The organism is Dyadobacter sp. (assembly GCF_017744695.1).
In the GTDB taxonomy this organism is placed as follows: Bacteria; Bacteroidota; Bacteroidia; order Cytophagales; family Spirosomataceae; genus Dyadobacter.
In genome coordinates this window covers 639,648-652,372 of record NZ_JAGIAS010000001.1, presented here as the reverse complement: position 1 = coordinate 652,372, position 12,725 = coordinate 639,648, and the positions used below count along the sequence as shown (strand labels likewise).

The 12,725-nt window shown below is 50.3% G+C and carries 10 protein-coding genes; 6 read left to right on the top strand and 4 right to left on the bottom strand.

Annotated features, from left to right (window positions below; all coding sequences use genetic code 11):
• Positions 1-77 precede the first annotated feature (77 nt).
• The 4 genes from J7619_RS02520 (at position 78) to rplI (ending at position 2,253) form a co-directional block, all read left to right on the top strand.
• Entirely contained in the window at positions 78-1,019 is a 942-nt protein-coding gene (locus J7619_RS02520; RefSeq protein WP_291193569.1) for a hypothetical protein, read from the top strand.
• A gap of 131 nt (positions 1,020-1,150) precedes the next feature.
• Positions 1,151-1,531 (top strand): 30S ribosomal protein S6, encoded by a 381-nt coding sequence (gene rpsF / locus J7619_RS02515; protein WP_090156305.1) that lies wholly within the window; start codon positions 1,151-1,153, stop codon positions 1,529-1,531.
• Between the two features lie 3 nt (positions 1,532-1,534).
• Positions 1,535-1,786 (top strand): 30S ribosomal protein S18, encoded by a 252-nt coding sequence (gene rpsR / locus J7619_RS02510; protein ID WP_015811483.1) that lies wholly within the window; start codon positions 1,535-1,537, stop codon positions 1,784-1,786.
• Between the two features lie 20 nt (positions 1,787-1,806).
• The gene (rplI, locus tag J7619_RS02505) at positions 1,807-2,253 is read left to right on the top strand and encodes a 50S ribosomal protein L9 (RefSeq protein WP_291193567.1); all 447 of its coding nucleotides are present in this window, start codon (positions 1,807-1,809) and stop codon (positions 2,251-2,253) included.
• 322 nt (positions 2,254-2,575) lie between these two features.
• Here rplI and lysM read toward each other — a convergent pair whose 3' ends face one another.
• The gene (gene lysM, locus J7619_RS02500; protein ID WP_291193565.1) at positions 2,576-3,043 is read right to left on the bottom strand and encodes a peptidoglycan-binding protein LysM; all 468 of its coding nucleotides are present in this window, start codon (positions 3,041-3,043) and stop codon (positions 2,576-2,578) included.
• 198 nt (positions 3,044-3,241) lie between these two features.
• On the opposite strand from lysM, the gene J7619_RS02495 reads away from it, so the two are divergent.
• Together J7619_RS02495 and J7619_RS02490 are read left to right on the top strand one after the other, a co-directional pair.
• A complete protein-coding gene (locus J7619_RS02495; protein WP_291193563.1) occupies positions 3,242-4,873 on the top strand; it encodes a glycerol-3-phosphate dehydrogenase/oxidase in 1,632 nt (543 codons plus the stop codon).
• A gap of 56 nt (positions 4,874-4,929) precedes the next feature.
• A complete protein-coding gene (locus J7619_RS02490) occupies positions 4,930-5,973 on the top strand; it encodes a beta-ketoacyl synthase chain length factor (RefSeq protein WP_291193561.1) in 1,044 nt (347 codons plus the stop codon).
• A 1-nt stretch (position 5,974) separates the two neighbouring features.
• Here the strand turns inward: J7619_RS02490 and J7619_RS02485 are convergent, their stop codons facing one another.
• Genes J7619_RS02485 through J7619_RS02475 form a run of 3 tightly spaced genes read right to left on the bottom strand, consistent with a single transcriptional unit; the run spans position 5,975 to position 12,649 of the window.
• Positions 5,975-7,222: an NAD(P)/FAD-dependent oxidoreductase gene (locus J7619_RS02485; RefSeq protein WP_291193559.1), complete on the bottom strand. Its 1,248-nt coding sequence runs from the start codon at positions 7,220-7,222 to the stop codon at positions 5,975-5,977.
• 2 nt (positions 7,223-7,224) lie between these two features.
• Complete coding sequence (locus J7619_RS02480; RefSeq protein ID WP_291193558.1) at positions 7,225-8,757, bottom strand: NAD(P)/FAD-dependent oxidoreductase; 1,533 nt, start codon at positions 8,755-8,757, stop codon at positions 7,225-7,227.
• Between the two features lie 22 nt (positions 8,758-8,779).
• Positions 8,780-12,649 carry a 1-acyl-sn-glycerol-3-phosphate acyltransferase gene (locus J7619_RS02475; protein ID WP_291193557.1) on the bottom strand — a complete coding sequence of 1,290 codons (3,870 nt, stop codon included), beginning with the start codon at positions 12,647-12,649 and terminating at the stop codon, positions 8,780-8,782.
• Positions 12,650-12,725 lie beyond the last annotated feature (76 nt).

The following is a 12,725-nucleotide window of genomic DNA, read 5'->3' as shown; positions in this document are numbered from 1 at the left end:
AAATCGCCGTTGGCGTGTTTCAAAATTGAAAAAAACATACTTCTTTTACCAACTAAATTCAAAATTTAACCTTCTGTATGGACTACAACCAGGAACAAAAGCAAGACAGAAAAACTCTCCTATGGGCCGCATTGGCCGTTTTGCTGTTGCTTAATTTGGTGCTTGTGTACTTTATATATCACGAGAAGCAGGAAAACCTCGCGAAGGACGAGATCATTACCGCCAAAACCGAAGAGGTACTTTCCATTAAAACCAAACTGGATTCTATTTCCACAGAGCTTGACATTAAAATCGCGGAAATCCAGAAACTGGGTGGAAGCGTGGATTCACTGGTGGCATTGAAAGCCCAGCTTGAAAAAGATAAGAAAGAGCTCAAAAATGCCAGCACCTATTCGGCTGCCAATTATAACCAGAAGATCAAGAACTACGAATCGGTACTGTCTGAAAAGGACGGCGAGATTGCCCGCTTGAAACAGGAACTGGGTATTGCTACGACGAAAAACGAAGAGCTGAACCAAAAGGTGACCGGTCTGGAATCAGAAAAACAGGTGCTCGCGGATTCGGTGTCGACCTATTCGGCTCAAAACAAGGAGCTGGCCGAAAAAGTAACACTGGCTTCTGCACTGCATGCCGAGAATGTGAGCGTCAATGCGGTTTCTTCCAAAGGAAAAGAGCGCGAAGGCGGCAAATACAAGGCGAAACGCATCGATAAGCTCAGAGTGAATTTCAAACTGGCGGAAAACGCCGTTGCGAAGCAGAACGAGAAAGATATTTACCTGCGCGTGCTCGATCCGGACGGAGCGGTGCTTTCCGACATGGCTACCGGCTCAGGTTCGTTCATGTTTAATGGCAAGGAGTTGATTTATAGCTCTAAACAGACCGTAAGTTTCACGAATACAGGCCAGTCGGTGGATATTTTCTATGGCCGCGGCGGCATTCCGATGAAAGACGGAAAATACGTGATCGAGCTGTACAGCGAAGGTTTCAAGATCGGCCAGGGCGATTTTACGGTGAGATAACAGGGCCGTAGTTTTGGTTAAGTCATTGCAGGGCTTGGAATTTTAAATTTCAAGCCCTATTTTTGCACCCTCATTTTGATGATTCTGTCAGAATGAGGTTTTTAATTTATCATACAATAACCAATTACCGTATGTCTAAGCAATATGAAACGGTGTTCATTCTAACTCCCATTTTGTCTGAGGCCCAGGCAAAGGACGCCGTTGAAAAATTCACGACAATCATCACTTCAAACGGTGCTAAGATTGTACATGAAGAAAACTGGGGATTGCGTAAGCTGGCCTACCCCATCCAAAAGAAAAACTCAGGTTTCTATCACGTAGTAGAATATACTGCGAATGAAGGAAACGTGGTGGATGTTTTGGAAACCGAGTTCCGTCGTGACGAGCGCGTTTTGCGTTTTATGACCATCGCCCTGGATAAGCATTCGATTGCTTACAACGAGAAAAAACGTAAGGGTCTGGTAGGCAAGAAGAAAGAAGAAGCAACTGAGTCAAAAACCGAAAACGCATAAGCTATGTCACTCGTAAACGAGCCGGTTGAAAAAAACATTAACCGCAAAAAATACTGCCGTTTCAAAAAAGCAGGCATCAAATACATCGATTACAAGAACCCGGATTTCCTTCTGAAACTTGTAAACGAGCAAGGTAAAATCCTTCCGCGCCGCCTTACCGGTACCAGCCTGAAATATCAGCGCAAAGTATCACAGGCAATTAAAAGAGCACGTCACCTGGCCCTGTTGCCGTTTGTTGCTGACCAATTGAAATAATACAGTAAAGAGCTATCATAATGGAAATCATACTTTTAACGGATATTGCTGGGGTAGGTTACAAGAACGATATCGTAACTGTGAAAGCAGGTTACGGTCGTAACTACCTCATCCCGCAAGGTTTTGCGTTGCTCGCGAATGAGTCGAACCGCAAAATCGTTGCTGAAAACGTGCGTCAGGCTGCGCACAAAGCTGAGAAGCTGAAAAAGGACGCAGAAGATATCGCAACGGCGATCGGCGACCTGGTAATCGATATCAAAACTGTGGTAGGTGAAAGCGGCCGTATCTTCGGACGTGTTACCAACACACAGGTGGCTGACAGCCTGAAAGCAAAAGGCTTCGATATCGACCGTAAGAAAATCACTGTGGATGACGTGAAATCGATCGGTACTTACGCCGCATTGATCGACCTTCATAAAGAAGTGAAACACAAAGTTACCCTGAACGTTGTTGCAGCGGAAGACTAGTTGTTTCCAAGATCATAAAAAAAGGCAACCTTTCGGGTTGCCTTTTTTTATGATCTTGGAAATGCTTTAGGCTCTAAGCTTTAAGCTATATGCTCAATATACATTCTGCCTTCGCCTATTGCTTACAGCTTAAAGCCTATTGCTTATAGCTTAACGCCTACTGCTTACTGCTTAAAGCTTACAGCTTAAAGCCTATTGCTTATAGCTTAGGCCTACTGCTTACTGCTTAAAGCTTACAGCTTAAAGCCTATTGCTTATAGCTTAACGCCTACTGCTTACTGCTTAAAGCTTACTGCTTAAAGCCTACTGCTCACATCCCCAACTATTTCAACGCCGGAATCCGCAATACCTGTCCCGGATAAATCAGATCGGGATCCTTCAACATAGGCTTGTTGGCTTCGAAGATGATCGGGTATTTCATCATGTCGCCGTAAACAGTCTGGGCGATTTTGGAGAGGGTATCGCCTTTTACAACCGTGTGATAGGTTGCTTCCGGCTCCGGTGTTGCGACCGACAGGCGGTTGTCGACCACGCCTACGCCTTCCACGTTACCTACGGCCAATGCGATTTTCTCCGCGTCCTGCTGTTGGGCAACCTCGCCCTCGAGGGTAACCGTGTCACCCGATGTTTTCACTGTAAGGCTGTTATACGCAAGTCCGAGTGACTTCACGTGCGCGAGTAATGCGCTGGCCCGCAGCGGTTCTGCTTCCGGGGTAGGAGCTGCTGCGGGAGCATCTTTACCACCGAATACTTTTTCTCCAACGCCTTTGATAAAAGAGATTAAGCCCATGTTTTGTTGGTTTTGGTTAGATAATAGATTTGAGTTTGTAAATGAAAGGTAGCGGTAATGTTAACTTTCTTGCCGGTAAGATGCAATTATTATGCCAAAATTGCCAGCGCATATTGATTTGATAATATGGTTATTTCCCGGCGCAACTTCGTACTTTTGCAGCTGGTCACAACTACGCTGAATCTGCTTTAAGTCTCAATGAACCGCACCACATCGCTTGCCAGGTTACAAAATGAATTCTTCGATATCTGTATCATCGGCGCAGGTGCCAGTGGGGCCGGATGTGCCCTGGATGCGGTTTTAAGGGGATATAAGGTCGCCCTGATCGATAAAAAGGACTTTGCTTCCGAAACATCTTCCCGTTCCACCAAGCTGATCCACGGTGGCGTCCGCTACCTCGAACAGGCATTTAAAAAGCTCGATTTCGCGCAGCTCAAACAGGTCCGCCACGGTCTGGAAGAGCGACACATTGTGTTGAAAAATGCGCCGCATCTTGCGCGCCCGCTCGCGCTGATGACGCCGGTCAACTCCTGGTTGGAAGGCCTGTATTTCAAGATCGGCCTGTCGCTGTACGACACTTTTGCGACCAATGATACTCTGCCGAAAAGCAAATGGCTGAACAAGCAGGAAGTGCTGGACAAAATTCCTACGCTCGACCGGAAAAAGCTGCATAGCGGCGTGCTCTACTACGACGGCCAGCTCGACGATGCACGATACTGCCTTGCGTTGGCGCAATCGGCCTCTGAGAATGGAGCGGCGGTGGCCAATTATGTGGAGGTAAATGGATTCGGGAAAGATGGTAGTGGCAAGTTGAATGCGGTGCAGGCGACCGACGCGCTGAGCGGACAGAAGTTGACTATCCGCGCGAAACTGGTCATCAATTGCACCGGACCGTTTTCAGACCATATCAGGCTCATGGCGAACGCCGTGTTGAGCGAGCGTATCCGGCCGAGCAAAGGCGTCCACCTGGCATTGCCCCACAATACACTGAACAGTGAGTATGCGATGCTGATCCCGAAAACCTCCGACGGACGCGTGGTATTCGCTATCCCGTTCGAAGGTTCGACGATGATCGGCACGACCGATACCGAATGCGACGAGATTGACGCGGAACCGACTCTTAACAGGGCGGAGAGGGAGTATCTGGCGGCCACATTGAATCCCTACCTGGCCAAGCCGATCGACCCAAGCGAGCTCAGGGCCGGTTTTGGCGGGCTGAGGCCTCTGCTGGCAGCGGACCCGTCCAAATCTACCAAGAGCCTGGTGCGTGACCACGAGGTGGAGATCGATGAAACCTCGGGACTTGTCAGTTTGCTCGGAGGTAAATGGACTACCTATCGCCTCATGGCGAAAGATACGGTCGATGAGGCCGACAAGATACTTGGCGCGGGTGGCGCCTGCAAAACGGCGGACTACATATTGGCCGGAGGTGAAAACTATCAGGCTAAAAGCTGGCAGGATATTCAGGCGCAATATGCCTTGCCGGAAGACATTGCGCGGCATTTGGCACGTAAATACGGCTCGCGCGCGCACATGGTAGCGTCGCTCGCACGCGAGGATGCGCAGCTGAAAGAAAGGCTGAGCCAGGCTTATCCGTATATCCGTGCAGAAGTGGTGCACGCCGTTCGGAATGAAATGGTGGTCACTCCGCGCGACTTCCTGGCGCGCCGTATCCGCCTCGAAATTACCGACTGGGATGAAACCTTAAACTCCCTGCCGGTTGTTGCTGATCTAATGGCGGGCGAACTGGGCTGGACCGAAGCGGAGAAGACCAGGTATGCCGACGCGTACGCCGGCGAAATCGGGAAGTTTATGGCGGACGCCCGATAAGCCCATTCGTCAGCCGCAAACCGTTTGCCCGGAACCACCAGAGTTAATTTTCAAGAATGTATATTACCGATTCAGCCTGTATATCGCCCCAGCGCACTTTTGACAATGCTTTTTTCGAAGGCGATATCAAGGTGCATGAAGGCGACAGGTACATTGCGATTGAACCTGCCTATGGTCAGCTCATTCCCGCCGGCCTGCTCAGGAGAATGGGCAAGGCAGTCCGAATGGGCGTAGGGGCGGGCCTTCCGCTGATCCAGCATACGCAGATCGAAGGAATTGTACTCGGTACCGCGAACGGAGGTCTCGAAGATTGTCTAAAATTCCTGAACCAGATTGTCGATTACAACGAGGGGACGCTCACCCCGACGAATTTTGTGCAAAGCACGCCCAACGCGGTAGCGGGCAACCTCGCATTGATGAGCAAAACAACGGGCTACAACACCACCCATGTGCATAAGGGCCTCGCATTCGAGGCTGCATTGCTGGATACGATGCTGCTGCTGGAAGAAAAGCGCGGCAAAACGTACCTGGTTGGAAGTATCGAGGAAATTTCAGATTACAACCATAATATAGACCTGCTTGCTGGCTCTTTTAAAACCGGGCATTTCACGTCGGAAAACCTGTTTACGCTCGATTCCCCCGGCTCCGCCAATGGCGAGGGGGCAGCGATGTTCATCGTAAATGCGGAACGTCCTGAGAATGCCATTGCACAGATTAAGGACGTATTTCAAAGCAATAACCTGGCTGAAAAGGAGCTGGCGCCGGTTGTGAATTCCTTCCTGCAACGCAATGGCTTACAGGCAGTCGATGTAGATACGGTGATCATGGGCATCAGCGGTGATAACCGCACGGACCATTGGTATTTTAATCTTCAAAAAGCATTGTTCGAAGAGGGGAATATCTATACCTACAAGAATATGGTGGGTGATTACCCTACGGGCTCCGCGTTTGCGACGTGGATGGGCGCGCAAGTGCTCGCGGGCAAGCGCATACCTGATGCGTGTACGTGGGCACAAAAAAACACCCGCACTCCGAGGCATATCCTGATTTACAATCATTACAAAGCTTCGCAGCACGGGTTTATATTGCTGGGGGCCTAAATCAGTTCTGGCCCGCTTCTTCTGCCTTTTCTTTCATTTTTATCACTTTCGCAAGCGTGGGCAGGATGGTATCGTGCTTTTTCACGAAGGGGTTGGTCTGGTCCCAAACGTAGCCGGCGAGTACCGAGCAAATTTGCCGCTTGATATCCTCGTCTATGTACTTGGCAAATACAATGGTTTGAAAATCACCCGTATACCAGCCGCTCACATAGCTTCTGAACACGTCGATCCCTTTCTGTATCACGTCTTCGTAATCCTTTTTCCAATCGACAGGGTCGCCTTGCAAATGTTTATGCGTCATTTTGGCGGAAAGCAGGCCGGAAGCGGTCGCGAACGTCACACCCGACGAGAAAATAGGGTCAAGGAATTCGGTGCTGTTGCCGGAAAGGACAAAACCTTCGCCCGACATTTTAGTCACGCCGATCGAGTACCCCAGGATCGCCCGCGGCTCGAATTTAAGCTGGGAATCGGCGAAGCGGCCATGCAGGTCCTCGAAGTTCCGGATAAATGCTTTGTATCCTTCGCCATTGTTTTCGGCTAACGCTTCGATTTTCTCCCGATCGCCTACGATACCGACGGACGTCGAGCCGTCGGAGAACGGGATCGCCCAGATCCAGGACCTGTTATTGTCGAATGAATGCACGAAAATGTTGTTGCTGGCTGTTTCAGTGCGGTTCTTGTCTTCCAAATGCGAGAAAACCGCCCCACGAGGAGTGAATGCGGAAGGCTTGCTCAAATCGAAAAGTCTTGGTAAAACACGGCCATAGCCGCTGGAATCGATGATAAACTTCGCCTCGATGCGATGCGCGTTGCCTTCTGCATCCTTGTAATCGACGATCTGCTTTTCGGGGCCGCACTGCACGGCGGTTACCTCGCATTCGAAGTTGACGTCCACCCCTTTTGCACGGGTAGCCTCTGCCAGTTTACTGTCGAAATCGGCCCGTTTTACCTGCCATGTCCAGGTCCAGCCTTTGGTAAACTGGTCTTCAAAGAGGAATTCGCACCGCTTTTCACCCCGCATGAACGCTGCGCCCGTTTTTTTCTGGAAATTCAGGGGCTCTATCGCCTCCCGCAGCCCGGCTTCCGTTAAATGCTCCATACAGCACGGGAGCAGGCTTTCCCCGATCTGGAAACGGGGGAATTTCTCTTTTTCCAGGATCGTGACGTCATAGCCTTGCTTTTTCAGGTAAGAAGCCGCGACAGTTCCGGCAGGGCCGGCCCCAATAACCAGCACATCGACAGTTTGCATATTCAAGCGTTTTTTACTTTTTGAATGAGTTTTTCTTTATCTACAAATGAGAAGCACGTCACAAATGCGCCGACGGTCACCCCTAAAATTCCGTGCAACGACACATTTTGTCCCGTCAGGTGCAAGTTCGGTATTTTGGTGCGGGTATTGATCCGTGACTTCATCGGAGAGGTCGAATCTTTGAGGATGCCGTACATCGTACCATTGCCATTGCCGATGTAATCCCGGAAGGTAAGCGGCGACGCGCTGTGTATGGCCTTGATACTGGCCGAAATACCCGGAAAGACGGTTTCCAGCCGTGCGATTACTTGTGCTTCCTTCTCCTTTTTGAATTGGGCGTATTCAGCATCCCGCTTGCCCGGCTCGGCTACGGTACTGAATGTCCCGGCCCATTGCGCGGTTTCGGACGCGTCCATATAGCACATGACCGACATGGAGTCGGCATATTCCCCTTTTTTTGAAATATAGGGCGTGCAGATGAAATAGGTTTGCGGCCAGGTAGCCTCGTCGTATTCAACCCCGCTCCAAACATCGTCCGTATGGTGCTGGTAAATGTTGTAATTAAGGTATTTGAAACTGTTTTCCTGAAACGAAATATGTACAAGGAACGTGGAAATGCTGTTTTCGAGTGCTTGGACCCGGTTTTTATAAACACTCAGAAACCGCTCCTGACCGAAGATATCGATGGTAACGGTCGGGTGCACATTGGAAATAAATTCTTTTCCCCGGAAAGTCTCGCCATTGTCACATACCACCTCGGTAATGCGGCCTCTTTCATCATAATGGGCCGACACTATTTTCTTATGCTTGTAAATCTCTCCGCCATGCAGGCGTACCGACCTGCTCAGTTGAATGGCAATCTGCGAACCGCCGTCCACGAATTTGTAAGCGCCCGTCAGGTAGCTTTTCATGATGAGCGCATGTACGTAAAACGGGGTTTTTTGCCTTACACCTGCATATAACAGGTTGCTGCCCGCCAGTACGTTGCGCAACCTGACGTTATCGGTCAGGGAGGCGATATAGTCGTGCGCGTTCAGGGACAGTACATCTTCGTCGGTGAGGTAGCTGTCGCCGGCTGTTTCGAGGTTGTAGAGCGGGAATTTATCGCAGGTTTCGTTCAGCTTATCGCAATAGGCGTATATGGCTTTCGCCTCTTCGGGAAAGTAGGAGACGAGTTTTTGCTGAAAATGTTCCAGTCCCTGCGCATAGCCGTATTCGGACCCGTCGTCGAAGCGGATCAGGTCGAATTGCTCGTCGTCGAGCCGTTTCAGTTTCAGCTTGTCGAGAATGCCGAAGTATTTGAAGAACTGGTGCAGATTTTCTCCTTCATCCAACCCGCCTACATAGTGCACGCCGGTATCGAAAATGCTTTTATCGCGGCTGTAAACCTGCAAATGCCCGCCGATCTGGTGGTTTTTTTCCAATACCACCACACTATAACCTTCCATCGCCAGAATAGCGGCGCAAGCCAGACCGCCCAGTCCGCTTCCAACAATCACAAAATCGTATTCCTTTTGCACGGCGGAAGTTTGCATTTAAATATCTATTCGGGAAATGCTAGTTAGTAATCGGCGTCTTTACAGGCTGCTGTATGGAAAGTTTCCGCAACACGAAAAGAACATTGGATGTGTTCGACGAATGTTCCTGCATTTCATAACCAAAACCATACCGTGCGGCAAAGTCGCGGATGTCCTGGGACGAAAAGAAATGGAAATCGTCGGTTTTCCGGTTGAAGGCAAACAGGCCGGTCGATAATGCTTCCGTTTTTCGTGTATTCTGGTGTTTGGCGGTCAGATCGGTAATGCCGTCGCGGATAAAAAGCAACCCGTCGGACGGGAGGGCGGCTGCACACCGGTCGAGCAAAATACGCTGTTTTTCTTTGGACAAGTAATGAAGTACGTCATTCAGGCATATGACATCCTGCGCGCCAAGGTCGGCGGCCATGATGTCCTGGTACACAAATCGCAGGTTGCCGGTTTTGTTGTAGCTGTTCTCCGCGATTTCGATTTTGTCCTCGTCGTAGTCAATGCCCGTAATTACTCGTTCTTCGTTTTTATAATGCAGGAAAAACGACAGGTAGCCATAACCGCAGCCGACGTCGAGAATGCGCTTCCGGTCGCCGATCAGCTCATTATAATAAGTGAAATTCTTGCTTTCCAGTCGCCATTTGACTTTGAAATACCATTCCAGTACGGGCCCTTTGAAAACATAATTGGTAAAAATTTTGTGTTTCAAATAGCCGGTATCCTCCATTTCATATTTAAATGCCGCGAATTGCTCTTTGTAGTAAGCAGCGATGGCCTTCGTTTTTTCGCGCAACGTCATACCCCAGCCCGCGTCCGCGTACGTAATGCGAGGGAGCACGCGCACATTGAGCGCGCCCGGACGTATGAGGAAGTCGTTTTTGGGCAGCACATCGTGTGCGCCGTGGAGCAATATCGGCTGAATGTCGAGGTTCAGCTGCTCGGCTAGGTAGAATGCGCCTTTATGGAAGCGTGCAATGGTGCCGTCTTCCGAACGGGTACCTTCCGGGAAAATGAGAATGGAATAGCCGTCCGCCACCAATGCGCGCACTTTCTCCATGTTCTCTTCGGGGCCGTCTTCGCTGTACACATAGCCGGCATATCGGATAATAGGCCCGAAAAACGGCGATTTGTACACCCATCCCTTCACCATCAGCACGATTTTCGGATGCAGCATGATCGCCAGCAGGATGTCCAGGAACGACGTGTGATTGGCAATGAAGATCACCGGTTTGTTCATATCCAGGTTTTCCCGGCCGGAGATATTCTTCCGCACATGCGGACCGGAATAAATCACGGTTTTGGCATAAAAGGAAAGCGAATTATTGATCGCGGCCTTCTTTTTCTTCTTCGACATCGGTAACAAAAGGATCGTCACCAGTTTGGAATGCAAAAACAGGCAGCCCGAAAGGAAATAGGTGAAGCTCGAAATGCTGATCAGGAACGGCAGCATCGTCACCGGCGCTTTCTTTTTGGCAATGCGTTTTTGAACAAAAAAGTCAAACAATACCGGCTGGAACACAAAGGATATGAACAGAATGCAGACGATGCCCAGCACGCTGATCAGCGAAATGGAATGAATGGCCGGATGTTTGGCAAAAATCAGTACACCGGTGCCTATTAATGTGGTCGTCGCCGATAATGCGATCGCGGCCTGGTAGGAACGCAGCGTGTCTTTGCCGGATTTGTATTTGCTCAAAAGCCCATCGGTGACGAAAATACTGAAATCGTCGCCCAGGCCGAAGATGAATGTGGTTACGATCACATTCACGAAGTTGAATTTGATGCCGAGAATGGCCGCGATGCCCAAAATCCAGATCCAACTGATCACCATCGGGAGGAAGGACAGCAATGTGAGTTCGATACGACCGTACACGACCAGCAGCGTGAAGAATACGATGGAAGCTGAAATGAGCAGCAAGTAATTGAAATCGTCCTTGACCATCGTCAGCAGCTCTCCCGCAAGCTCACCACGATCGAACAGTTCCACGCCCGGAATGGCCCGCAGCTCTTTTTTGACGTCGGTCAGTTTCGCCTGGTCCACTACCACGGTGGAAATGAATGTGGTGCCGGAAGCTTTGACGTCGATCAGGTTGTCGACGCCCAGCTCGCTGAAAAGCGTATCGAGCGAAATATGGGAAGTGCTCCGTCCGCCAATCCAGCCTTTGAAATCATTGAACGCGTAAGCATTGAACCCGTTTCGGGCCGCGGCCTGATTGAACACGCGGAAGGTGGAATCGGTGCGGGCAGGGTTCCAGTACTCCTGCCAGCGGCGCATACGCTCGCGTTTGAGGTCCTGCGGGATCAGCAGCGAACCGGAGGAAACAAAACTGACAATGCGCCCCTCGCCACGCAATGCAGCCAGTTTTTGGTAGGCGTCATGGTTGATCTTTTCGGCTAGGTCGCGGCGCGGGTTGGAGGCAAAAACGTAAATCCGTTTCTGTTTCCGGGGATTAATGCCTGTCAGCGCTTCCTCACGACCGCTTAGTTCCGGGTCCTGAATGCTGAGGTTTTCAAAACCGGCATCAAACTCCGTGCCGCCGGCAAAAAACAGGAACACGATGGTTAAAACGCCGACGCCTGCGAGTGTGATACCGCGCCATTTCTCCGGAATAGTGGGGATGCGGAACGAACGATTCTCGCCGGGGATTTTCTGAATGTCGAAACGGGTCGAGGATAGGACGACCGGTAATGCGGTGAGCGTGAAAACTGCCGCTCCGAAGAGGGCGAGTGACGAAAACAGCCCAAAATCCTGCAAGACGGTGGAGTTGGCAAAATGCAATGCGCTGAATGCCATCACCGTCGTGAAGCTTCCCGTCAGCAACGGCCCGCTCACTTCCTTAATCGCGACCGGAATAGAATGCGTATGCCGAAGGTGTGTGAAAAAATGGAATGCGTAATCGAGCAGAATGCCGAAGATTACCGCGCCCGTAGCCAGGGATATCCCCGAAATCTCTGGACGGACGTACCCGACGATCCCCAATGCGAACAGCGCCCCGAAAATCCCGGGCATTGTAATATATATAGGTATAAGCAGCTTGCGGTAATAGGCGATCAGCAGCGCCAGAATGCCCGCCAATGCGAGAAAGGACGTGAAATAGGAGTCCTGCTTTACCTGAATCGCGTTGCGTGCAGCGATTTCGAACGTACCGAAATAGGAGAAATGGTGGTAGCGATGCTGCTGGTTCCACTTCGTTTTGAATGTTTCCATGAGCTCGAACAGCGCTACATTCTTGTCCGAACTGCCTGAATCGAAACTGGTGGAGGCGAAAATGAGGATGTTTTTGCGGTTGGCTGAGAACATAATGCCATCGTCCATCACCATCGCATTGGAATTGTTGGCGGCATTCAGCGCTTTGAAATACTTTCCGGTAAGGCCTAGCGGGTCGTTTAATACAAATTGTTTCAGGAACGAGCCGCCGGGCGTTAAGAGCTGGTTGTAGGTGGATGCGACCGATGCACGGATCGAGTCGGGCGCAATGCGCGCCTGGATATGCGTGTAATAGGAAGGTTCGATCAGCAGCGGAAAGTGGCTGTATACGTATTGATATACATCTTCCTGCACATTCGGTCGTTCCGCCTGGATATTGCGCACATAGCCGTTGGTGTAGCGCCCCAGCGAGTCGGTGAAGTTTTCGGCGAGCTCCCTTGCGGCATCCGTGTCCATATCAGCCGGGATTTCGAGTGAAAACACGATCTGATTGATGATGTTTTTACTTTCCACCAAACGGTTGAACTCTTCGAAGCTTTTACCCTTCGGTAGCGTCGCGAAAATACTTTCGGTTACTTTTAGCCGCGCAATACCGGCCACGAGGATACTGACAATGACGAGCAGGCTAAGGAAAAACGCGGGTTTGTGACTGGAAAGGAATTTGTTTAGCCTTAATAGTAAATCTCCTAGCATTGACAGGGGAAACGTGAATGTCCGACAAAATTAATGAATTGTATCACTCAGGCAACTTCCGTGCCTGTGACCGCTC